Source organism: Paenibacillus sp. LT-B23 (assembly GCF_059417685.1).
Map to the genome: position 1 here is coordinate 1 of NZ_JBSQBM010000028.1, position 23,236 is coordinate 23,236.

Annotated in this window: 23 protein-coding genes, 1 pseudogene and 1 riboswitch; of the genes and pseudogenes, 20 read left to right on the forward strand and 4 right to left on the reverse strand. The window is 49.2% G+C overall.

Annotated features, from left to right (window positions below; genetic code table 11):
• Window positions 1-175 precede the first annotated feature (175 nt).
• The 3 genes from ACWXW9_RS25520 to ACWXW9_RS25530 all read left to right on the forward strand — a co-directional run bounded on the left by ACWXW9_RS25520 (window position 176) and on the right by ACWXW9_RS25530 (window position 3,597).
• Entirely contained in the window at window positions 176-1,168 is a 993-nt protein-coding gene (locus ACWXW9_RS25520) for a ketoacyl-ACP synthase III (protein ID WP_494931709.1), read from the forward strand.
• Window positions 1,169-1,214: 46 nt separating this feature from the next.
• On the forward strand, window positions 1,215-3,347 hold the full coding sequence (locus tag ACWXW9_RS25525; RefSeq protein WP_494931710.1) for a DNA topoisomerase III: 2,133 nt from the start codon (window positions 1,215-1,217) through the stop codon (window positions 3,345-3,347).
• A gap of 112 nt (window positions 3,348-3,459) precedes the next feature.
• Entirely contained in the window at window positions 3,460-3,597 is a 138-nt protein-coding gene (locus tag ACWXW9_RS25530) for a hypothetical protein (protein WP_023987042.1), read from the forward strand.
• Between the two features lie 279 nt (window positions 3,598-3,876).
• On the opposite strand, the gene ACWXW9_RS25535 is transcribed toward ACWXW9_RS25530, so the two are convergent.
• Window positions 3,877-5,037: a type II asparaginase gene (locus ACWXW9_RS25535; RefSeq protein ID WP_494931711.1), complete on the reverse strand. Its 1,161-nt coding sequence runs from the start codon at window positions 5,035-5,037 to the stop codon at window positions 3,877-3,879.
• 312 nt (window positions 5,038-5,349) lie between these two features.
• On the opposite strand from ACWXW9_RS25535, the pseudogene ACWXW9_RS25540 reads away from it, so the two are divergent.
• Window positions 5,350-5,595, forward strand: a pseudogene (locus ACWXW9_RS25540) (glycoside hydrolase family 36 N-terminal domain-containing protein); the annotation flags it as partial.
• A gap of 170 nt (window positions 5,596-5,765) precedes the next feature.
• On the opposite strand, the gene ACWXW9_RS25545 reads toward ACWXW9_RS25540, so the two are convergent.
• Complete coding sequence (locus tag ACWXW9_RS25545) at window positions 5,766-5,894, reverse strand: DUF4023 family protein (protein WP_494931712.1); 129 nt, start codon at window positions 5,892-5,894, stop codon at window positions 5,766-5,768.
• A 180-nt stretch (window positions 5,895-6,074) separates the two neighbouring features.
• Here ACWXW9_RS25545 and ACWXW9_RS25550 point away from each other — a divergent pair, with 180 nt between their 5' ends.
• The 5 genes from ACWXW9_RS25550 (at window position 6,075) to purB (ending at window position 10,477) form a co-directional block, all read left to right on the forward strand.
• A complete protein-coding gene (locus ACWXW9_RS25550) occupies window positions 6,075-6,338 on the forward strand; it encodes a DUF1294 domain-containing protein (protein ID WP_044647005.1) in 264 nt (87 codons plus the stop codon).
• 145 nt (window positions 6,339-6,483) lie between these two features.
• Window positions 6,484-6,918: a universal stress protein gene (locus tag ACWXW9_RS25555; protein ID WP_494931713.1), complete on the forward strand. Its 435-nt coding sequence runs from the start codon at window positions 6,484-6,486 to the stop codon at window positions 6,916-6,918.
• A 351-nt stretch (window positions 6,919-7,269) separates the two neighbouring features.
• A riboswitch (purine riboswitch) is annotated at window positions 7,270-7,371 on the forward strand.
• A 147-nt stretch (window positions 7,372-7,518) separates the two neighbouring features.
• The gene (gene purE / locus ACWXW9_RS25560; protein WP_283654683.1) at window positions 7,519-8,004 is read left to right on the forward strand and encodes a 5-(carboxyamino)imidazole ribonucleotide mutase; all 486 of its coding nucleotides are present in this window, start codon (window positions 7,519-7,521) and stop codon (window positions 8,002-8,004) included.
• Window positions 8,001-9,182, forward strand: coding sequence for a 5-(carboxyamino)imidazole ribonucleotide synthase (gene purK / locus ACWXW9_RS25565; RefSeq protein WP_494931714.1), 1,182 nt, complete (start codon window positions 8,001-8,003; stop codon window positions 9,180-9,182). Before purE ends, purK begins: the two co-directional genes overlap by 4 nt.
• Window positions 9,179-10,477, forward strand: coding sequence for an adenylosuccinate lyase (gene purB / locus ACWXW9_RS25570; RefSeq protein ID WP_342416634.1), 1,299 nt, complete (start codon window positions 9,179-9,181; stop codon window positions 10,475-10,477). Before purK ends, purB begins: the two co-directional genes overlap by 4 nt.
• A gap of 350 nt (window positions 10,478-10,827) precedes the next feature.
• On the opposite strand, the gene ACWXW9_RS25575 is transcribed toward purB, so the two are convergent.
• Entirely contained in the window at window positions 10,828-10,974 is a 147-nt protein-coding gene (locus tag ACWXW9_RS25575) for a hypothetical protein (RefSeq protein WP_494931715.1), read from the reverse strand.
• 269 nt (window positions 10,975-11,243) lie between these two features.
• Here ACWXW9_RS25575 and ACWXW9_RS25580 point away from each other — a divergent pair, with 269 nt between their 5' ends.
• From ACWXW9_RS25580 to ACWXW9_RS25605, 6 genes are all read left to right on the forward strand, one after another.
• The gene (locus ACWXW9_RS25580; RefSeq protein ID WP_494931716.1) at window positions 11,244-12,125 is read left to right on the forward strand and encodes a phosphoribosylaminoimidazolesuccinocarboxamide synthase; all 882 of its coding nucleotides are present in this window, start codon (window positions 11,244-11,246) and stop codon (window positions 12,123-12,125) included.
• Between the two features lie 58 nt (window positions 12,126-12,183).
• Entirely contained in the window at window positions 12,184-12,429 is a 246-nt protein-coding gene (purS, locus tag ACWXW9_RS25585; protein ID WP_014279841.1) for a phosphoribosylformylglycinamidine synthase subunit PurS, read from the forward strand.
• 4 nt (window positions 12,430-12,433) lie between these two features.
• Entirely contained in the window at window positions 12,434-13,123 is a 690-nt protein-coding gene (gene purQ / locus ACWXW9_RS25590; protein ID WP_494931717.1) for a phosphoribosylformylglycinamidine synthase subunit PurQ, read from the forward strand.
• Window positions 13,101-15,344, forward strand: a complete 2,244-nt coding sequence (purL, locus tag ACWXW9_RS25595) for a phosphoribosylformylglycinamidine synthase subunit PurL (RefSeq protein ID WP_494931718.1) — start codon at window positions 13,101-13,103, stop codon at window positions 15,342-15,344. Before purQ ends, purL begins: the two co-directional genes overlap by 23 nt.
• A complete protein-coding gene (gene purF / locus ACWXW9_RS25600) occupies window positions 15,329-16,810 on the forward strand; it encodes an amidophosphoribosyltransferase (RefSeq protein WP_192512948.1) in 1,482 nt (493 codons plus the stop codon). Before purL ends, purF begins: the two co-directional genes overlap by 16 nt.
• 97 nt (window positions 16,811-16,907) lie before the next feature.
• The gene (locus ACWXW9_RS25605) at window positions 16,908-17,078 is read left to right on the forward strand and encodes a hypothetical protein (RefSeq protein WP_494931719.1); all 171 of its coding nucleotides are present in this window, start codon (window positions 16,908-16,910) and stop codon (window positions 17,076-17,078) included.
• Between the two features lie 44 nt (window positions 17,079-17,122).
• Here ACWXW9_RS25605 and ACWXW9_RS25610 read toward each other — a convergent pair whose 3' ends face one another.
• Entirely contained in the window at window positions 17,123-17,428 is a 306-nt protein-coding gene (locus ACWXW9_RS25610) for a hypothetical protein (protein WP_494931720.1), read from the reverse strand.
• A gap of 118 nt (window positions 17,429-17,546) precedes the next feature.
• Here ACWXW9_RS25610 and purM point away from each other — a divergent pair, with 118 nt between their 5' ends.
• The 5 genes from purM to ACWXW9_RS25635 all read left to right on the forward strand — a co-directional run bounded on the left by purM (window position 17,547) and on the right by ACWXW9_RS25635 (window position 23,144).
• The gene (gene purM / locus ACWXW9_RS25615; protein ID WP_483873258.1) at window positions 17,547-18,587 is read left to right on the forward strand and encodes a phosphoribosylformylglycinamidine cyclo-ligase; all 1,041 of its coding nucleotides are present in this window, start codon (window positions 17,547-17,549) and stop codon (window positions 18,585-18,587) included.
• The gene (gene purN, locus ACWXW9_RS25620; protein ID WP_494931721.1) at window positions 18,587-19,201 is read left to right on the forward strand and encodes a phosphoribosylglycinamide formyltransferase; all 615 of its coding nucleotides are present in this window, start codon (window positions 18,587-18,589) and stop codon (window positions 19,199-19,201) included. The genes purM and purN overlap by 1 nt, the downstream gene beginning before the upstream one ends.
• A gap of 225 nt (window positions 19,202-19,426) precedes the next feature.
• A complete protein-coding gene (gene purH / locus ACWXW9_RS25625) occupies window positions 19,427-20,974 on the forward strand; it encodes a bifunctional phosphoribosylaminoimidazolecarboxamide formyltransferase/IMP cyclohydrolase (protein WP_494931748.1) in 1,548 nt (515 codons plus the stop codon).
• Between the two features lie 90 nt (window positions 20,975-21,064).
• Entirely contained in the window at window positions 21,065-22,330 is a 1,266-nt protein-coding gene (purD, locus tag ACWXW9_RS25630) for a phosphoribosylamine--glycine ligase (RefSeq protein WP_494931722.1), read from the forward strand.
• A gap of 127 nt (window positions 22,331-22,457) precedes the next feature.
• On the forward strand, window positions 22,458-23,144 hold the full coding sequence (locus ACWXW9_RS25635) for a TetR/AcrR family transcriptional regulator (RefSeq protein WP_494931723.1): 687 nt from the start codon (window positions 22,458-22,460) through the stop codon (window positions 23,142-23,144).
• Window positions 23,145-23,236 lie beyond the last annotated feature (92 nt).

Sequence of the window (23,236 nt, forward strand, 5' to 3'; positions counted from 1 at the left end):
TTTGAGATTGTGGTTCTTTTTTGCATTGAAAAGGTAAAACATTTATATTTTACTTAAGAGAAGTACAAATGGAGACTAACTCATAACTATTGAAATTATTTTATAATAAATTAGTACCAGGTGTTAGTATCAGGCGTTATAATGAGAACAAGAATTATAAAGGAGAGTGATCAGATTGTTGAATTCTAAAGCAAAGCTTACGGCCCTAGGTACTTATGTACCTGAACGGATTTTGACGAATGCCGACTTGGAGAAACTTGTGGATACTAGTGACGAGTGGATAGTGCAACGAACGGGTATGCGTGAACGGCGAATTGCGGCTGAAGACCAATATGTATCTGATCTATGCATTCAAGCCGTTACACGTATGATTAACCTCTATGACGTAAATATAAACGAAGTTGATATGATCATTGTAGCGACTAGTACGCCTGATTACTACTTTCCAAGTACGTCTTCACGAATTCAGGCCCATTTTAATATTCCGGATACGGGATCAATGGATGTAAGTGCAGCATGTGCAGGATTCACCTATGGACTTCATCTAGCTAATGGCCTTATTACGGGTGGTCTACACCGTAAGGTTTTAGTGGTGGGAGCGGAAACGTTGTCCAAAATTACGGATTACACGGACCGGACGACTTGTGTACTTTTTGGAGACGGAGCAGGGGCTGCTCTTGTTGAATATGACGAGGATGAAGGATCTTTTTTGACCGCAGATATCGGAACTTATGGGCAAGGGGGAGTTCATCTCTATCGGGCAGGTTTATCTGATTATTTAGATGGAGAAAAGCTGCAAGCTAATGGATTTCTTGTTCAAAATGGACGTGAGGTTTATAAATGGGCTGTTCGCTCTGTCCCAGCGGGAGTAGAACGGTTATTGGAGCAGGCTGGAATGAAGAATGAGGACCTTGACTGGTTTGTACCGCATAGCGCCAATCTGAGAATGATCGAATCCATATGTGAACGAGGGGCAATACCTTTGGAAAAGACGCTGACAAGTGTAGAGTTTTATGGCAATACATCGGCGGCATCTATTCCTTTAGCTTTACAGTGCGGTTTGGATGATGGGCGTTTACGGTATGGACAGCGGGTATTGTTATATGGGTTCGGAGGGGGCCTGACTTATGCAGGTCTGCTGTTAAAATGGAGCGTGCCTGATTTGTAAGCTGTCCGGATGGTATAATTAACAATATAAGAGAAAGGGGCGTAACATGAAGGTATTAGTATTAGCAGAAAAACCATCCGTAGCCAGAGAGATTGCACGTGTGATGGGAAGCCGCGAGAAGCATAAAAGCTATATAGAGGGGCCCAAGTATGTTGTGACGTGGGCGTTAGGACATTTGGTTGGACTGGCAGAGCCGGAGGATTATGATTCCAAGTATGCAACCTGGAATTTGGAGGACCTGCCGATCCTTCCGAAGAGTACCAAGCTGAAGGTGCTACGGGAAAGCAATCATCAGTTCAAGGCTGTGCAGCAGCTCATGAAGCGACAGGACATTGGAGAACTTATTGTGGCAACGGATGCTGCACGTGAAGGGGAACTGTTGGCACGTTGGATTATACAAATGGCGAACTGGAAAAAGCCTTTTCGCCGCTTGTGGATTTCATCGCAGACGGACAAGGCGATCAAGGAGGGCTTTGCGAAGCTGTTGCCTGGGCAGCAGTTTGATCGTTTATACGAATCGGCTCGTTGTCGGGCTGAAGCAGACTGGATGATTGGGCTGAATGTGACCCGCGCATTGACGTGTCGCTATAACGCTCAGCTTTCGGCGGGAAGAGTACAGACACCGACGCTGGGGATGATTATGGAACGTGAGAAGGAGATTACTCAGTTTCGTTCTCAGGATTATGATACATTGACGGCAGACTTTGGTGATTTTCAGGCAACTTGGCGTGCGGAAAATGGCGACTCACGCATGTTTGACCGTACTCAAGCAGAGGCTTTGCGCCGCAAATTGGAAGGCGTCAAAGGCACGGTTGCCAGTGTCAAAAAAAGTGAAAAGAATGAGCCACACCCGTTGGCTTATGATTTAACCGAGCTGCAAAGGGATGCAAACCATCGCTACGGCTTTTCGGCCAAGCAGACGTCTAATGTACTTCAGCGTTTGTATGAGCAGCATAAGCTGGTCACGTATCCACGTACAGATAGCCGTTATCTGACATCCGATATGGTGGATACCCTTAAGGAACGGCTCAATAGTGTGGCTGTAGGCCCGTATGCTTCCTTGGCACGCCCGTTACTGCGCAAGAGCTTGACGATCTCGAAGCGAATTGTGGATGACAGCAAAGTAACGGATCATCATGCGATCATCCCTACAGAGCAGACGTTGTTGCTTAATCAGCTAAGCCCGGAGGAACGTAAGCTGTATGATCTGATTGCGCGGCGATTTATCAGTCTTTTCTATCCACCTGCTCGTTATGATGCTGTAGCGGTTTCGGTAACAGTAGAGCAGGAAACGTTTCAAGTCAAAGGCACGACGATAAAAGATAGTGGCTGGCGTGCTGTATATGACGGAAACCTCTATGATACGGACGACGAAGCAGAGGAACGTGAGGACAACGGAAGTGGTGTTATTTTACCTGAACTGAAAAAAGGGGATTCCGTCCGGATTCAACGTTGTCTTGTGCGTGCTGGACGAACGATGCCGCCGAAGCGGTATACGGAAGCGGCGCTACTCGCTCAGATGGAGAAGCACGGTTTGGGTACTCCTGCTACTCGCGCAGATCTGATTGAAAAGCTGGTTAGCTCGGATACAATTGAGCGTCAGGGAAATGTAATGCATCCAACGGGGAAAGGCAAGCAACTGATTGAGCTGGCAGCTCCACAGCTAAGAACACCGGAGCTGACGGCACGTTGGGAAGCGGAGCTGGAACGAATCGCCCGCGGTCAAGGGCAACCGGGACCGTTCTTGGACTCGATTCGTGCGATGGCGAAAGAGCTGGTTTCCACTGTGAAAAATAGCAGTGCTGAATACAAGCCCCATAACGTGACGAACAGCCATTGCCCGGATTGTGGTACAAAGCTTTTGGAGAAGAAGGGCAAACAGGGCAAGTTCCTCGTATGTCCAAGTGTGGATTGCGGCTATCGCCGTTCGGGAGAAAAACGTCTATCGAATCGTCGTTGTCCGCAGTGCCATAAAAAAATGGAAATGAAAGAGGGCAAGGCGGGTTTGTATGTCAGATGTCTGCCTTGTGGCATTACCGAAACACTGGATAAGGACAAGCAACGGGTAAACAAACGTGAACAGCAGAAGCTGGTAAGGCAATATGAAAAGCAGGAATCTCTTGGTTCCAGTCTGGGTGATCTGCTGAAAGCAGCCTTGGAGCAAAAGCAGGGAAAATAACGGGCAGCTACAAGTAATCCAATATCAAGTCAATAGCAAGGGCGATAAGCATCAGCAAATCGGTATAAAATCTCTCGCTCCTTGGCATGGTAAGCCGAGGAGGTGAGTAGTTATGCCCAAGCATAAGTCGCTTAAAATCAATAATCAGCAAAATAAATCAAGTATTTTGGAGGAAGAAATCGCTCCACATCCAGAGAAGCAAGCGAAATATCCTCCAAGCCTGAATGGGATTCCTAAACAACAGTCCTGATACGAGTGACAGGAGCACAGGATTGTAGCAAAATGGAATCAGTTATCCATTGAATGGTATGGATTTAACCATCTGACAGGCAAACTTAAACTTGAAGCTATATCGAGGCTGAGACAATTGGGCTCCGTGTGGAGTTGTGGGTTTGTCATTGTCTTGCGAAAAAGGAGCAACAGTTACGGTATATCACCGTTACTGCTGCTCCTTTTTTAGTGAACTGGCTTTGATATCTTATTGTTCATTGGAAATCACTTATTTGGATTTTTACAAAATCCTCATTTATTAGTATTCATTAAAGAAGGACTGAATTTCTTTAACATCATGCGTTTGAGTCAAAGCAAGCATGAGCAAGATCCGTGCTTTTTGCGGATTGAGTGAGTCAGTGGAAACAAAGTTGGACGCTGCGTCTTTCGTAGACGGAGAGACGACCCCGCTCCCTACACGGCTGGAACGTGCGATGATGACTCCTTTTTTACCTGCTGCCTCAGCACCTTCTGTAGAGGTCTTGGACAAGGAACCATTGCCGGAGCCTGCCACGACGATCCCTTTGGCACCTGCCGCTACGGCTGCATCATACAGATAGCGCCCGTTATTTTGATATTCGTATAAAATATCTACCTGAGGCAGTTGGGTCAGAATGGAAATATCGAACATAGAAGCAGTTGTATGCTTGTGTGTAGATTTGTTGTAGTAGTACACTTGATCTCCCACAACAGCTCCCAGGTATCCCTGCTCCACAGACTTGAACGTATCGACTGCTGTCGTGTTCGTTTTGGTAATGTATCTCGCTGCACCGATACGGTCATTTAGCAGTACGAGTACGCCTTGACCTCTAGAGGCAGAAGCCCCGGCGACTTTGACAGCATTATAAAGGTTAAAAGGACCATCAGCGCTGATTGCTGTAGCTGGACGCATGGAGCCAACGACAACCACAGGCTTATCGCTATTGACGACCAGATTGAGGAAATAAGCGGTTTCTTCCAGCGTATCTGTACCATGAGTAATAACGATTCCGTCTACATCATCTCTGGCGAGCAGTTCATTCGTACGTTTGGCGAGTTTTAAAAGGATATCATTATTAATGTCAGGACTGCCCACGTTGACAACCTGTTCACCGCTGACGTTTGCAATACTTTTCATTTCAGGAACGGCATTAATCAGAGTCTCGATACCCAACGCGCCTGCTTTGTAGTCGGTTGTATCGGTATTTACGGCAGATGATCCTGCGATGGTTCCCCCAGTAGCAAGTATTTTAATGTTGGGTAGATTATTTGTTTGTGGTTTCTCAGATTTATCGGTGATGGTAGTGGCAGATGGAGGTACAGTCGTGCTGGTGGTAGCTGCTGCCGCAGCGTTAGCGGTAAAACCACCACTCCATAAGGTACTTCCGAGAATAAAGCTGGCCAGCAGGGGAATCATTGTCATTTTTTTCATGTTAGTCATATAAAGCTCCTCTCCAATGTGAAAACCATAGATATGAATGATAGATTAACTGACAAAAAAATTGTCGAATTACGTTAATATCACGAATTATAGAGGCTAAAATTGTTTTTAGTCAATATATATGTCACATAATATAACGTTATAACTTGTTTTTTATAAATGTAATCGTTTTATTTTTTGCATGGGGCGTGTGGAGCAAGAAGATAGTGATTACTTTTTATTTGATTTTGTATAGAGTTTATTTAGTAGGATGATAGGGAGAGTTAACTTACAAATTTTTTCATGATTATGAGAACCATGTTTTTCATTTACAGTCCTCAGCAAAATCCTTTTCTACGCTCTTGTCCAAAGATGCGACAGAAGAGCTTGGAGAGGTCTACGGATTCAGTTTGTTGTACAGCGGCGGATTTGTAGCTCAGGCTGAGGTGGAGCAGTATGGGACCGGTCGGGTCAATATCGGTATTCAGCCGTTCGACCTCAATTGGCTGTTGGAGCCTGGAGAGTCGTTCCAGACACATAAAGCTATACTGGTTTCGTTCCTCGGAAGGAATGGGTGGAGATTACAACAAGCAGGCACCTCAAAGGGAGCCTGCTTGTTGTTTTTGCAGAAGCTAAAAGAAGGCAATGTATCTGGTTTTTGCAACATCTAAAGTAAATACATTGCAATCCAAACTGACATTATACGTGAATAACATGGTTTTACAGCTTATACAGCAGGGTACCTGCAATTAAGGATTGTTGGTATGCTGTTTGGTCGGCAAGCTGGCGCTGGGAGTTCCTTTTCCTCTTTTACGATTGCGTTCTGCCTTTTTCGCATTTTCCCGCAGCTTTTCCACGTAATCATGGGTGCTTTCCATCGTAGTCCCTCCTTTAATTCAAGGATATCCGTCATACAACGTTACTATATCCGCAAAAGCGGTATTCCAGTCAGGAGAAGGCGTTGTTTCTGCAAAAGGGGTGGAGTTATAATGAAGGGGAGAGGGCTATAGAAGGACTAATGCCTGAACTCGGTGCGGTGTGCAAAAGGAGGAGAGACATTGCAGACAGGCTTGTTGGTATGGCTGCTGTTTATAAACGCAGTAGGCTATCTGGTAATGTCGGAAGACAAAAAGAGGGCGCGTAAGCACCGTGATCGTGTACCCGAACGGACGCTGTTTTTGCTGGCCTTGATCGGGGGAGCGTTGGGCGTGCTGATTGCGATGTACCGCAAACGCCACAAAACGCGGCATATGAGCTTCAGACTCGGTATTCCTGCGTTGCTGTTCGTTAATGCATTGCTATACGGATATTTTTTACGGTAAAGCCGTGGTTTAGGCTCTCATGGGGATGTTTAATGATGAGTAGGGCGGCTATGCCAGCGTTTGGCAATGTGAATGTACGAACGCCCAAAGGAATACATATTTCAGGCTTTGTTCTAACAAACTGAATAGGAAGAGGTGCATATGTATGTTATTTTCGAAAATATTGCTTGCTTATGACGGTTCCGAGGCATCCAATAAGGCTTTGTTGAAGGCGGCTGAATTAACCAAGGCTTCACCATCCTCAAAGCTTGAGGTCGTCACGGCGTTTGATTTTCCACGTATTTTCATGGGTGAAGGTTTGGCCCCGATTCCAGCATCGGTGAATAAAGAATATTACGATTTGGCGGAGCAAACCACGGATGAGGTCAAAAAACGGCTTGCCGACCAGGGCATTGACGCCAAGGTAGAGCTGATTCAGGGTTCGCCGGCTGAAGTTATTTTGGATTATGCGAATGAAAATGGCTTCGATGTGATTGTGATCGGCAGCCGTGGTTTGGGTGGTATTCGTGAATTTGTGCTAGGCAGCGTCAGCCATAATGTGGTGCAGCATGCGCGCATTCCTGTGCTGGTCGTGAAGTAACAGAATAGAAGGAATAAAAGTCGGATTACTGCCTGCACAGGAAGTACCGGCTTTTATTTTTTTGTGGAGTATAGAGCCGGTCTATGATGGCAGTCTGAGGCAAAGAGTCGGCTAAATGTATAGCTATTGTCCCGGCTTGCGGGTAGAAAAGGGCTAGTGTTTTGTTAAACACGAACATTCAATTGGATGATTTTAATAATGTTCGTTTTCAAGTTGACATAAGGTGTAGGGAATTGTTAAACTATGAAGTGTATTGTCGATAAAAAAAGAACTTTAGGTAAAATTTAATAAGGTACACATGTTTGAGCCGAAACAGACCACGATCATGTTTGTTAGAATATCGTTTGGGGTCGCTTGGGCACAATGCTAACTCGTATAATGCCGGGGATATGGCCCGGAAGTTTCTACCTGGAAACCTTAAATTTCCGGACTACGGGAGACATACGGCTAAAGCCGCATTTGTTGCGGTGAAACAGGCTTGCTTTTGGCATGCCTTTGTGAGGCTTTGTCGTTTGTTTTTCGTAGTCCGGTGTCTTGAAAATAACGTTATTTTCGAGTGCCGGATTTTTGGCGCTTATTGATAAACAGGGAGTGAAGGACATGTCAGTGCAGGTCGCTGTCATTATGGGCAGCACATCGGACTGGGACACCATGCAGCATGCATGTGCAGTGCTGGACGAGCTTGAAATCGGATATGAAAAAAAGGTGGTCTCAGCCCATCGAACGCCGGATCTGATGTTTCGTTTTGCAGAGGAAGCCGCTGGGCGCGGGCTGAAGGTTATTATTGCCGGAGCGGGTGGTGCGGCGCATTTGCCGGGTATGGTGGCGGCCAAGACGACATTGCCAGTCATCGGTGTGCCTGTCCAGTCGAAGGCGCTGAACGGTCTGGACTCCCTGCTCTCCATTGTGCAGATGCCGGGAGGCATTCCGGTCGCTACTGTAGCAATTGGTAAAGCAGGCGCTACGAATGCAGGGCTGCTGGCAGCACAAATATTGGCTGCTTTTGATGAAAAAGTGCGCCAGCGGGTCGAAGCAAGACGCGACCGTATCCGTGATGAGGTGCTGGAAGGCAGTGACTCGCTATGAATGAGGCATGTGAACCCGCAGGCTGTGTTCGACCTCCCGGTACAACGATTGGACTTTTGGGAGGCGGACAGCTGGGAAGAATGCTGGTACTGGCGGGAGCAAAGATGGGATACCGTTTTGTGACGCTGGACCCGACACCGGATAGTCCATGTGGGCAGGTGTCAGAGCAGATTTTCGCTGCCTATGATGATGAACATGCGGCCAGAAAGTTGGCCGGGCGATGCGATGTGATCACGTATGAGTTTGAAAATGTGGATGCGGGTGTAGCCGCGCTTTTGGAACAGGAATCAAGTGTGCCGCAGAGCAGCAGTTTGTTGTACACAACACAGCATCGGTTACGGGAAAAACGCTCCATTGAAGCCGCTGGCGTTCCGGTCGCTCCGTATCGTGAAATCGGCAGCGCTGCCGATATGGTTCAAGCGGTAGCCGAGTTGGGCGTGCCATGTGTACTCAAGACAGCAGTCGGCGGTTATGACGGCAAGGGACAAGCGGTTATTCGCCAACCCGAGGAAGCCGTAGCTGCTTACGAAGGGCTGGTTGGTAGCGGTGCGGAACTGGTGTTAGAACAGTTTATTCGTTTTCGCTGTGAAATCTCGGTAATCGTCGCACGCAGCACGAACGGCGAAGCCAAAGCCTTCCCACCTGCGGAAAACAAACATGTGAACAACATTTTGCACACGTCGATTGTACCCGCGCGCGTGCCACAATCCGTGCAGGAGGAAGCACGCAAGCTGGCTTTGGCTGTGGCGGAGTCGTTAGGTGCGGTGGGGCTGCTCGCTGTAGAGATGTTCGTTACCGAAGACGGACAATTGTACGTCAATGAGTTGGCACCGAGGCCGCATAACTCCGGTCATTACACGATGGAGGGATGCGCAACGTCGCAATTTGAGCAGCATATACGTGCCATTTGCGGCTTGCCGCTGGGAAGCACGAAGCTGCTGACTCCGGTCGTTATGGTCAATGTGCTAGGTGAGCATTTGGATGACGTGGTTCAACGGTTCGTGCAGCCGGATGCCGAAGCTGAAAGATTGGATGTTGTGCCCAAGCTGCATTTGTATGGAAAAAGCGAAGCCAAACCAGGCCGAAAGATGGGACATATGAATCTACTGTGCCAGGATGCGGAACAAGCGCTGGAATGGATTGAACAAACCAATATTTGGGGGAATAAACAGTTATGATCGAACGCTATAGCAGACCGGAAATGAGAGCGATTTGGACGGAAGAAAATAAATTTAAAGCATGGCTGGAAGTAGAACTGTGTGCCTGTGAAGCTTGGGCAGAATTGGGCGTTATTCCGAAAGAGGACACTGTGGCGCTGCGTAAGAACGCAAGCTTTGATATTGACCGGATCTATGAAATTGAACAGGAAACAAGACATGATGTCATTGCTTTTACCCGCACGGTGTCCGAAAGCCTTGGCGACGAGCGCAAATGGGTGCATTACGGCCTGACCTCCACGGATGTGGTAGATACCGCACTGGGCTACCTGTTGAAGCAGGCGAATGAAATTCTGGAGCGCGATATCTTGAATTTTATTGAAATTTTGAAGGAAAAAGCACTGGCTTACAAGCATACGCCGATGATGGGCCGTACACACGGGGTACACGCTGAACCGACGACGTTTGGCCTGAAAATGGCTTTGTGGTACGAGGAAATGAAACGCAATTTGGAACGTTTCCGTTTTGCGGCTGACCAGGTTGAATACGGTAAAATGTCTGGTGCAGTCGGAACGTACGCCAACATTGATCCGGCTGTAGAAGAGTTTGTATGCCGCAAGCTGGGCACCAAGCCTGCGCCAATCTCCACACAAACGCTTCAGCGTGACCGTCATGCCGAATACATGGCGACATTGGCACTGGTAGCCACATCGCTGGACAAATTTGCAACAGAAGTCCGTGCGCTGCAAAAGAGTGAATTCCGTGAGGTGGAAGAAGCCTTCGCGAAGGGTCAAAAAGGTTCCTCTGCGATGCCGCATAAACGCAATCCAATCGGTAGCGAAAATATTTCCGGTCTGGCGCGTGTGATTCGCGGGCATATGGTATCCGCTTATGAGAACGTAACACTGTGGCATGAACGCGACATTTCGCATTCTTCCGTGGAACGTATCATTTTGCCGGATGCAACGATGTTGTTGAACTACATGCTGAACCGTTTTGGCAATATCGTGAAGAACCTGACGGTATTCCCTGAAAATATGAAGCGCAATATGGCGCGTACGTATGGTGTACCGTTCTCCGGTCGTATTATGACGAAGCTGATCGACAAGGGCTTTAGCCGTGAAAAAGCCTACGATACCGTACAGCCGCGTGCTATGCAGGCATGGGAAGAGCAACGCCAATTCCGCGAAATCGTCGAGGCGACTCCGGAAATTACCGCTGTGCTCAACGCGGACGAAATCGAGGATGCTTTCAACCCGGCATGGCATCTGAAAAACGTAGATACGATCTTTAAAAAGCTGGGATTAGGGGAGTAAGAGGGAGTGTTGGTGCGTGGGGAGGCCGCTGCGCGAACGGGTCATTCTTCCGATTGCTGTTGCCCCTGGATTCCTGGATTGGAATAAACCCGTAAAGGTTGGAATCCAGGGGCAAAGGCAAGCGCTCACGCTTCTTCAGAGCGATTCCGTCCGCTCCGCTGCAATCCAGCACCAACCCTCGTGTGGGAGCAGGAATAGGGGGCGGTGCGGTGCATAACATGCCGCACCTTCCCCAAAGAGCGATGGAAAAGCGTGTTCCACTGCTTTTTCTATCGCTAAGCAACGTTCCTGGAAGGACTGCCGAATTTGCGCAGCAAACAGCCCGCAGCCCTTCCAGGAACGCGCAAGGCTCAAGGAGCGAAGCCTTGAGCCAGCGTATAAGTGCGCATGCGTAGCACAAGCGCACAACAGGCGAAGCCTTCACGCTCGGCCGCATGACGTGCCGATTGGTTTAGCGCTATGTAGGCGCTGAACCACGGTCGAGCTGTAAGCGGCATAAAACTTGCCGTTTAGAGTTGGAAGCGTTAATGCGTTGTCAAGCGTAAAAACGGCGCTCCGCACCAACGTAAAAGCGTTGCTGGATTAAAGCTTGTGCCAACAAGCCTTAATCCAGCGGAACGCACTCGTCCCACCCAAACTCCAATAACCCGCACCATCCCCTGCTCACTACGCCAACCCTTGCGGGAGTCCCGAGGGCAGCAGCCCTAGGGGTCCTCCCCGAGGGGAGGATTTAGGAGGGGCAATCTTTAGAAAGAGGTGTAATGAAATGTCATTGTCTACCGCCGAGGGTCTGATCCATGCGCCGCTCTTGTACAAAGGCAAGGTGCGTGAGCTGTATGATCTCGGAGAGCATTTTCTGATTGTCGTGACGGATCGGATTTCGGCCTTTGATTATGTGCTGGAGCCACCCGTGCCGGAAAAGGGGAATGTGCTGAATAAGCTCAGCGCTTTCTGGTTCGAACAGACGAAGGACTTGTTGGAAAACCATGTCGTGCATACCGATGTGAACAAGCTCGGACATGTGATCGACGAACAGAATAAAGAATTGCTGAAAGATCGGATCATGGTCACGTTGAAGGCTGAACGTATCGACATTGAGTGTGTGGTGCGCGGATATATTACTGGAGGCGGTTGGCGTCAGTATGAGCAGAATGGTGAGGTGAACGGCATTCCATTGCCGAAGGGGCTACGTAAAAATGAGCGTTTTCCCAAGCCTTTATTTACACCTGCTGCGAAAAATGATGTCGGACACGACGAGGACATTTCCCTTCATCAGATGAAAGAGCTGGTCGGGGCTGAACTGACAGATGAGCTTGAGGAAAAAAGCCTGGCGTTGTACGAGTTTGCGCGTGCTTTCTGTGAGAAGCGTGGAATTATTTTAGCGGATTGCAAGTTTGAGTTTGGTCTTGTTGACGGAAAGGTTATTTTGATTGATGAAATTTTCACCCCGGATTCATCCCGTTTCTGGGCACAGGAAAAGTATGAACTGGATGTTGAGATTGATAGCATGGACAAGGAGCCGGTACGAAGCTATTTGGCAGCATCCGGTTGGGACAAGAACAGCAAGCCCAATCCATTGCCTGCTGAGGTCGTAGAAGAAACGACTGCAAGATATACGGATATTTGGCGGCGTCTGACGGCACAGTAAATAGTAATCATAATTCAACCAATAGGATTCATCCATTCGGAGGAGGAACTGAAGGAACATGATTAAAGCAACGGTCTATGTCACAATTAAGCAAAGCGTTTTGGACCCGCAAGGGGTTGCGGTGCAAGGCGCACTGCATTCTATGGGCTTCGGAGAAGTGGACAGCGTCAGAATTGGTAAGTATATGGAATTGAATCTGGATACAACAGACCGCGAGAGTGCAGAAAAGCGCGTCATCGAGATGTGCGAAAAGCTGTTGGCCAACACGGTCATTGAAGACTACCGCTACGAACTGGAGGGCTGATTCCATGAAATTTGCAGTTCTGGTTTTTCCGGGCTCCAACTGTGATATTGACTGCTATAAGGCGGTAGAGGACACGGTCGGTGAACCTGTCGATTATGTTTGGCATACTGCGACGGATCTGTCGCCTTATGATTGTATTCTTGTTCCAGGAGGCTTCTCCTACGGGGATTACCTGCGCTGCGGCGCGATTTCCCGGTTTGCCCCGGTGATGAAGGAAGTAGCCAAAGCGGCTGCCGAGGGCAAATACATTTTGGGTATTTGCAACGGTTTTCAAATTTTGACCGAAGCCGGACTGTTACCGGGTGCTTTACGCCGTAATCTGTCGATGAAGTTCCGTTGTCACGATACGGTGTTGCAGGTTGCGAATAATCAAACGCCTTTTACAAAGGATTATGCTGCCGGTGAGGAGATCGTCATTCCCATCGCCCACGGCGAAGGCAACTATTACTGTGATGATGAGACGCTGGCTCGCTTGCAGGCGAATAACCAGATCGTATTTACGTATAAAGATAATCCAAACGGTTCCGTAACGGATATCGCAGGAATTTGTAATGAACAAGGAAACGTGCTGGGCATGATGCCTCACCCGGAACGCGCGGTGGACGCATTGCTTGGAACGGATGACGGCAAACGTATGTTTACATCTATTTTGAACGCTTGGAGGGATCGTCATGGCGCAGCAAGTGTCCGCTAAGGAACCAACGGCAGAGCAGGTTGCCGAACATAAACTGTATCAGCAGATGGGTGTGTCGGACAGCGAATATGCGTTGATCTGTGAATTCATGGGGCGTCAGCCGAACTATACGGAGATAGGCGTATTCAGTGTCATGTGGTCAGAGCATTGTGCTTACAAAAACTCCAAGCCGTTGCTGCGTCGTTTTCCAACGAGTGGCCCACGAGTTCTGATGGGACCAGGTGAGGGCGCAGGGATTGTAGATATCGGTGATAATCAGGCAGTTGTATTTAAAATCGAAAGTCATAACCATCCGTCGGCTGTGGAACCTTTTCAGGGGGCAGCGACAGGGGTAGGCGGCATCATCCGTGATATTTTCTCCATGGGTGCAAGACCTGTGGCGGTGCTCAATTCTCTGCGTTTTGGCAAGCTGGAGAGCGACCGTGTGAAATATTTGTTCGAGCATGTGGTATCTGGTATTGCGGGATACGGGAACTGTATCGGTATTCCGACGGTAGGCGGCGAGGTTGTATTCGATGAAAGCTACGAAGGCAATCCACTCGTCAATGCGATGTGTGTCGGACTGATTGACCATGATAAAATCCAGCGCGGTGTTGCTAAAGGGGTCGGTAACCCGGTGTTCTATGTGGGACCGCCGACAGGCCGTGACGGGATTCATGGAGCGACATTCGCATCGGTTGAGCTGACCGAGGAATCCGAAGCGAATCGGACTGCGGTTCAGGTAGGCGATCCATTTATGGAGAAGCTGGTTATGGAATCATGTCTGGAGCTGATCGACAGCGGTATTGTGCTGGGTATTCAGGATATGGGCGCGGCAGGACTTACCTGCTCCAGTGCGGAGATGGCGAGTAAGGCTGGCAACGGTCTCGAGCTGTATCTGGATCAGGTACCGCAGCGTGAAGAGGGTATGACACCTTATGAAATGATGCTGTCTGAATCTCAGGAACGCATGCTGTTCGTAGTAGAACCGAAGGATGAAGCACAGGCGCTTGAAATTTTCGAGCGTTGGGGTGTGATTTGTGCCAAGGTTGGTAAGGTGACGGATGACGGACGTTTGCGTTTGTTCCATCACAGTGAAGTGGTGGGTGATATGCCAGTGACGGCGCTGGTGGACGAGTGTCCGATTTACGACAAGCCTTCTGAAGTTCCTGCTTATTATGAGCAGAACGCTACCATTGACACACTGCGTTATGCAGAAGTGACGGATTTGAACGGTGCGCTGAAAAAGGTACTGTCTTCGCCAAGTATAGCTAGTAAAAAATGGGTATATGAGCAGTATGATTACATGGTTCGCACTAGCACGGCCGTTCGTCCGGGCTCGGATGCGGCAGTAGTGACCGTGCGCGGAACCCGCAAAGGACTTGCCATGACGACGGACTGTAACGGACGTTATGTATACCTTGATCCAGAGGTAGGCGGACGGATTGCGGTCAGCGAAGCAGCACGTAATATTGTATGCTCTGGCGGCGAACCACTGGCGATCACGGACAACCTGAACTTCGGCAACCCTGAAAAACCGGATATTTTCTGGCAAATGGAAAAAGCCGTAGACGGTATGGCAGAAGCTTGCCGCGTACTGGATACACCTGTCATCGGAGGCAACGTCAGCTTGTACAATGAAAATGCCAAAGGTTCCATCTATCCGACGCCTGTTGTCGGTATGGTGGGTCTGGTGCATGACACGGATCATATTACGACACAAGGCTTTAAAGCCGAAGGTGACGTGATTTTCCTGGTGGGAGAAACGAAGGCGGAGCTGGGAGGCAGTGAGTTCCAGGCTGTCGTACACGGTGTATCCGAAGGACGACCGCCTGAGCTGGATTTGAACGTGGAGAAAAGGCTGCTGACTGCGGTGCTTAGCGCCATCCAATCAGGCTTGGTACAATCCGCGCATGATCTGGCAGAGGGCGGATTGGCTGTAGCGCTTGCCGAATCCGGGATTAGCGGCGGATTGGGAGCACAGGTCAACGTAGAAACGACCTTGCGTCCTGACCATGCTTTGTTTAGCGAAAGTCAGTCCCGCATTTTGTTATCTGCATCGCCAGATAAAGCGTCTGCGCTGGAAGCACATCTGCGTGGTTTGGAAGTGCCAGTTACCGTATTAGGAAAAGTTGAAGGATCACAATTGACAGTTGAGGTGAACGGACAACCCGCTTTGAACGAGGCAGTCGCCAGTTTGAAGCAAATCTGGGAGGATGTCATTCCATGTCTGATGAAATAACAGCACGGACGTTGTGGACTGGAGATTATTATAATGAAGGCTCTGGTAAAGAGGGGCTGTTTGATAAATTAAAAGAGGAATGCGGCGTATTCGGGGTGTACAGACACTCCGATGCTGCTTCTCTAGCATATTACGGATTGCATGCGCTCCAGCATCGCGGAGAGGAAAGCGCGGGCATCTGTGTGAGCAGTGGAGACGAGTTCCATTATCATCGTGGAATGGGCCTTGTTAAAGAAGTATTCAATAAAGATTTGATGGCTTCGCTGACAGGCGATATTGCCATAGGACATGTACGTTACTCGACAAGTGGAGACAGCAAGCTGACGAATGCACAGCCCTTGGTGTTCAAATATCGTGATGGCGATCTAGCGGTAGCGACGAACGGGAATATCGTGAATGCCTTGCAAATCCGGCATGAGCTGGAGCAGGGCGGGTCTATTTTTCAAACGACAAGCGATACGGAGGTCGTTGCGCATTTGATCGCCCGGTCTTCCAAGGATTTGGTGGAAGCGGCCAAGGATGCATTGAAGCGAATTGTCGGTGGGTTTGCTTTTCTCATTATGACCAACGACAAGCTGCTGGTAGCTTCCGATCCTAACGGCTTACGTCCGTTGACGATGGGCAGATTGGGTGATGCATATTTGTTTGCTTCTGAATCCTGTGCTTTGGAAACGATTGGAGCAGAGCTGTTGCGCGATATCGAGCCGGGTGAACTGTTGGTGTTGGACAAAAATGGATTGCACGAAGACCGTTACAGTGAAGGCAAGCATCGTAAAGCACTGTGCGCGATGGAATATATTTATTTTGCTCGTCCTGACAGTGACTTGAATGGTTCTAATCTTCATGCTGCACGTAAAAGAATGGGCAGCCAAATGGCGTTGGAAGCTTTTGTCGATGCTGATTTGGTTACCGGGGTACCGGATTCCAGTATTTCTGCGGCGATTGGTTATGCAGAGCAGACAGGTATTCCTTATGAATTGGGCATGATTAAAAATAAATACACCGGACGTACCTTCATCCAACCGAGTCAGGAGCTGCGCGAGCAAGGTGTGAAAATGAAGCTGAGCGCCGTACGCCGCGTTGTCGAAGGTAAACGGGTCATCATGATCGACGATTCCATTGTGCGGGGCACCACATCCCGTCGAATCGTGAATATGCTACGGGATGCAGGAGCGCTAGAGGTACATGTACGCATTACCTCGCCGCCTTTCAAAAACCCGTGCTTCTACGGCATCGACACGCCGGATCGCCGGGAACTGATCGCGTCGTCCAAAACAGTCGAGGAAATCCGCCAGGAGATTAACGCCGATTCGCTCTATTTTATGAGTGCCGAGGGCTTGATCGCCGCTGTAGGCGGATATAACGAAGAGGATTACAAAGGCGGTTTGTGCCTGGCCTGCTTCGATAATGATTATCCCACTCAAGTGGATTTCAAAGGCGAAGAAAAGCTCGGATGTAGTTGCTGAGAAAAGGGAACAAAAGAGGTACAGCGGTGCATGGTGGGTATGGGGATGGCGGTTCTGAGGGGGCCACTCCGCGAGTGGAAGGTTCTTACGATCGCTGTTGCCGCTGGATTCCTGGATTAAAATGACCCTTACAGGGTTGGAATCCAGCGGCAAAGGCGAACGCTTCGCTTCTCCAGAATCCTTCCACCCGCTGCGTTCCTCAGGTGTGCATCCTTTTGCAGCCGTGCCTGTCCCTCTTCTGTTCCCCACGGGGAAGAGGGACAGGTAAGGTAGTTAAAAACTCATGGCATAACTATTTCATGCCATGAGTTTTTAAAGGGGCGGTGACTCATAAAAAGTCACCCTGCTCTTATAAGGTTGAGCCAGCGAAGCGAAGCTCCATAGCAGGCTGGGCGAAGCTGCCTGCCTCAAACCTGAGGGCAAAGAAGTAAGCCAGCCATTGGCGCTGCTCACTACTTTGCCCGGCACATCCCCGCCTTTGCGAAGCAAACAGCCCGGGATGTGCCCTGCCGCCGCTGCGAAAGGCGGCCGCGCTCTAAAGCGTGTCCTTGTGGTTGGTGGGAAAATCCCGCAAACCACAAGGAAAACACGCGACTCCCAGCACGAACCAATCACCAAGCAACACCAACCCTACGCATCTGACCGACTCTTGAGGGGTCCAGGGGGAGCAGCCCCATGGAATCCTCCCTATTAGGGAGGACTTAGGAGGGTCAATCATTTGAAGGAGTGTTCATGAATGTCCGAAGCATACAAAAACGCAGGGGTAGATATCGCTGCCGGTAATGAAGCAGTAGAACGGATGAAAAAGCACGTCAAACGTACCTTCCGTCCCGAAGTGCTGACGGATTTGGGCGGATTCGGTGCGTTGTTCGGCCTGAATAAGGATAAGTACGAGGAGCCTGTACTCGTTTCCGGTACGGATGGAGTCGGCACAAAGTTGAAGCTTGCTTTCGCGATGGATCGTCATGACACTATTGGTATTGATGCGGTTGCGATGTGTGTGAACGACATTGTCGTCGGGGGCGCGGAGCCGCTCTTTTTTCTCGACTATCTCGCTTGTGACAAGGTTATACCTGAGAAAATCGAAGCTATTGTTGCTGGAATCGCAGAGGGGTGCCATCAATCGGGCTGTGCGCTGGTCGGCGGTGAAACCGCAGAAATGCCAGGGATGTACAGCGAGGGTGAATATGATATTGCCGGATTTACGGTCGGGATTGTAGATAAAAGCAAGATCATTAACGGCAGTTCCATTGCCCCCGGAGATACGGTTATCGGACTGGCTTCCAGCGGAGTACACAGTAATGGCTTCTCACTGGTTCGCAAGCTGCTATTGGAACAGCAAGGATACAGTCTGCATGATGAAATCGAAGGCTTGAACGGCAAACTGGGTGATGTACTGCTGGAGCCAACGAAAATTTATGTAAAATCCGTTTTGGCATTGTTGGACAAGGTAAAAGTAAAAGGTATGGCGCATATAACGGGCGGCGGTTTTATCGAGAATATCCCTAGAGTGCTGCCGGATCACGTTAATGTGGATATAGAATACGGAGCTTGGCCGATTCTGCCGATCTTCCAGCTCATGCAGGAAAAAGGTGCAATCTCCAACAAAGATATGTTCACTACCTTTAATATGGGGATTGGAATGGTTATCGTTGTAAGCGAAGAGCATGCACAGACTGCACTGGAAGTTCTGAAAGAACAGGGCGAGGCCGCTTATGTGATCGGAAAAGTAACGGAAGGCAGTTCTATCGTGACCTTTACGGGAGCCGAGGTGTAATGAACGAGTACCGGGTTGCTGTTTTTGCATCAGGGGAAGGAACGAATTTTCAGTCATTGGTGGATGCGGCTGCGCGAGAAGAACTGGGCGGGGCAACGGTAGAACTGCTGATCTGTGACAAGCCTGCGGCTCCTGCCGTAGCCAGAGCACAGAAAGCCGGAATTGCGTGTCACACTTTTCGACCTAAGGAATATGCTTCCCGCGAAGATTATGAGCTTGAACTGGTATCTTTGCTGGAGCAGAAATCCATTGATCTCATCGTGTTAGCAGGCTACATGCGTTTGTTATCCAGTGTCATGGTAGATGCCTACGCCGGAAAAATTATCAATATTCATCCGTCACTACTTCCTGCATTTCCAGGAAAAGATGCTGTTGGACAGGCATTGGCCTATGGGGTCAAGGTAAGCGGGGTCACCGTTCATTTTGTGGATGGGGGGATGGATACGGGAGCAATTATTGCCCAGCGTATCGTAGAAGTACACGACCATGATACAGCGGAATCCTTATCCGCAGCCATTCAATCCGTGGAACGTCAGTTATATCCAGAGGTGGTTGGCAGACTGGCTCAAGGCAAAATCCAATTGGATGGCCGTAAGGTGATTTCACTTCTCTAAAGATGATTGTAATTTGTCATATCATTGTCATATCAAGGATGCCGTATAGGCATTTTCCGATATTTCTCGGGAAATAAATTGATAAAGGAGAATTTTGCAAAATCCAATAAACGACTTTCAATGAACAATATATAGATCGAAATGCTTTAGTTCGTCTATAGATTGCACTTTGGAGCGCTGGAACCGAATTTTGCAAAATCCTGAAGAGCTAAAGGAGGAGAAATGGTGAGCATTAAAAGAGCGCTTGTCAGCGTATCAGATAAACGGGGGATCGTGGAATTTTGCCGCGAGTTGTCCAAATTGGGTGTGGAAATCGTTTCGACAGGGGGAACGAGCAGCTTGTTGTCGAAGGAGGGTATTCCTGTCATCGGCATTTCAGAGGTAACAGGATTTCCTGAAATTATGGACGGACGTGTTAAAACACTCCATCCTGCGGTACACAGCGGCCTGCTGGCTGTTCGGGATAATGAGGAGCATCAGCGTCAGATGAAGGAGCTTGGACTGGATTATATTGATCTGGTCGTTGTGAATCTGTATCCTTTTGCGGAAACGATCGCCAAACCCGGTGTAACCTATGAGGACGCGATTGAAAATATTGATATCGGCGGTCCAACCATGCTGCGTTCTGCGGCAAAAAATCATGCATTCGTAAGTGTGGTAGTAGATGCGGACGATTACAGTACAGTGCTGGACGAAATCCGCAAGGATGGCGATACCGAGCTGAATACTCGTAAGCGTCTGGCAGCAAAGGTTTTTCGTCATACAGCCTCATACGACGCGCTCATCTCTGATTATTTGTCGAATGTGACAGGCGAGCCTTTGCCTGAGCGTTACACGGTAACCTATGAAAAAATTCAGGATTTGCGCTATGGCGAGAATCCGCATCAGCAGGCAGCATTCTACCGTCAGCCGTTGGCGGCCAAGGGTACACTGACGACAGCGAAGCAGCTTCACGGCAAGGAACTGTCCTACAATAATATCAACGATGCTAATGCGGCCCTGCAAATTGTTAAAGAATTCAGTGAGCCAGCAGTGGTAGTTGTTAAGCATATGAATCCTTGCGGCGTGGGAATCGGCGGCAGCATTTATGAAGCGTACAGCAAGGCGTATGCGGCTGATCCAACTTCCATTTTTGGCGGCATCGTAGCGGCTAACCGGATTATTGACGGCGATACAGCGAAGAAGCTGAGCGAAATCTTTTTGGAAATTGTACAGGCACCGGGCTTTACGGAAGAAGCACTGGAGATTTTGACGAAAAAGAAAAACATCCGTTTGCTTGATCTGGGCGAGTTATCCACATCTGAACAGGCTGAGAGCCGTTTCGTAGTTACTTCCATTGAAGGCGGCATGGTTGTTCAGCAGAACGACATTCACGCTGTAGACCCGGACGCACTTACTGTAGTGACAGATCGTGCGCCTTCCGAGGAAGAACTGAAACAGCTTTTGTTTAGCTGGAAAGTGGTTAAGCATGTAAAGTCCAATGCAATCGTACTGGCAGCAGACAATATGACTATTGGCGTGGGCGCGGGACAAATGAACCGTGTCGGAGCGGCTAAAATCGCTATTGAGCAGGCTGGAGAAAAAGCAAAGGGTGCTGTGCTGGCATCTGACGCATTTTTCCCGATGGGCGATACGCTGGAGCTGGCAGCCCAAGCAGGCATTACGGCAGTTATTCAGCCGGGCGGCTCCATCAAGGACGAAGAATCCATCAAGGTTGCTAACGAGCACGGCATTGCGATGGTCTTCACAGGCGTGCGTCATTTCAAACACTAGCTTGTATTAGCTGAGAATGCAGCAGCATTCTCTCACACGAGGATTTTGCAAAATCTTGACACCATAACGGGAGCGGGAGGAATCACCTGAATGGATATTTTGGTTATCGGTGGGGGCGGCCGCGAGCATGCGATAGTGTGGGCACTGAAAAAAAGCCCCAAGGCCGGACAAATCTACTGCGCGCCGGGCAATGCCGGCATCGGGCAGTTGGCAGAGTGCGTACCGATTCCGGTGAGTGATTTTAACGCGTTGACAGAGCTGGCGGAATCCAAAAAGGTCGGACTTGTTGTGATTGGCCCCGATGATCCGCTGGCAGACGGTATTGTGGATGCGTTTGAAGCGAAAGGCATTCCGGTATTCGGACCGCGTAAAAATGCAGCGGAAATTGAAGGCAGCAAAATCTTTATGAAGGATCTGCTGCACAAATACCATATTCCGACAGCGACCTATCGCAAGTTTTATACCTATGAGGAAGCACATGCCTATTTGAAGGAACAGCCGATTCCTGTGGTCATTAAGGCGGATGGACTGGCAGCGGGCAAAGGGGTCACAGTCGCCTACTCTATGGAAGAAGCGGAAAAGGCTTTATCCGATATTATGGTAGCGAAGGTGTTCGGCGAAGCCGGGGCGCAGGTTGTGATCGAGGAGTTTCTGGCCGGACAGGAAATGTCGATTCTTTCCTTTGTGGATGGTGAAACGGTTCGTCCGATGGCAGCGGCGCAAGATCATAAGCCTATTTTTGATGGTGACAAAGGGCCGAATACGGGGGGGATGGGCACGTATTCCCCATTACCGCATATAGCGGATTCGATTATTGAGGAAGCCATTGAGACCATCATTAAGCCGACGGCAAAAGCGATGGTGGCTGAAGGTCGTCCGTTCCGGGGCGTTTTATTCGCGGGATTGATGATTTCTCCGGACGGTAAGCCGAAGACGATTGAGTTTAACGCACGCTTCGGTGATCCGGAAACGCAGGTTGTACTGCCACGGCTAAAATCTGATCTGCTTGATATTTTCCTGGCTGCTGTGAATGGCACGCTGGATCAGGTAGAGATTGAGTGGAAAGATGAAGCAGCGGTATGTGTGGTGTTGGCTTCCGGGGGCTATCCCGGTTCGTACGCCAAAGGGGTGCCGATCCACGGACTGGATCAGGCGAATGAAGCCACCGTGTTTCATGCCGGTACAGGCATCAATGAACAGGGCGAGTGGGTCACAAACGGCGGACGTGTGTTGGGCGTGGTCGGCTTGGGACGTGATATTGCCGAAGCGCGGGACAAGGCGTATGAACAGGCGGCACGTATTATCTTTGAAGGCAAGCAAAACCGTACGGATATTGCGGCAAAAGCACTGCTATAGAAGCGTTTTTTCAAGATAGAGAGGGCCTCTTCGGAGGTTCTCTTTTTTTCGTTTGACAAAAGTATACTTATCCTATAGGATTAAAAATACAAAACTGACTGACTGATCAATCGGGAGGAGGAAACCCATGCAGCCAAGGAAGGCGAAGCAGTCCGAGACAGCCGCGAATGGATCATTGGTTGATCAAGCGGGAGAAGAAACAGCCGAAACCGATCGCAGAACACAGCTTCTTCACATTGCATTGAAGCGATTCGCCGAGCAAGGGTATCATCAAACGAAGATTTCAGATATCGTGGTCGAGGCCGGAGTGGCCCAAGGCACGTTTTATTGGCATTTTAAAAGTAAAGAAGCGCTGGCACTGGAGATTATCGCTACAGGCCGCGAACAACTGCTGGCAGCAATAGGACAAGGATACCGCCGTGATGCAGGCACGTTGGCTGATATGGTTAAAGCATCCGAAGCGCTGTTTGTCCGTCTGTTTGATTTTGCATTGGAGAACCGCTATCTGATGGGATTACTCCTGATCGGCAGCGGTGTTGATGAACCGGTACGCCAGAGCATTCGGGAGACGAGAATCGCGATGGAACTGGCTTTTCGACGCAATATGGAGCGGGCGATAGAGCTAAACATGCTACCCGCCGGATTGGATATCGAATTACGGGCAGCGCTGCTCATGAGCATGATCGAAGGTGTTATTACACGCTGGCTATTCGGTTCCGAGGGAACACATGACAACATTACGCAGGTAACGGCTAAACGATTAGCGGCAGAAGCGGCTAATTTTGAATTTTACGGACTGTTGGGTCAAAACTAGGCGGGTGGGAGACAACATCGCATGAATTGGCAGTAAGAGGCGAATAATAGAGCCAAAATACACATATGTACTCAATCATTTACATCCAGACA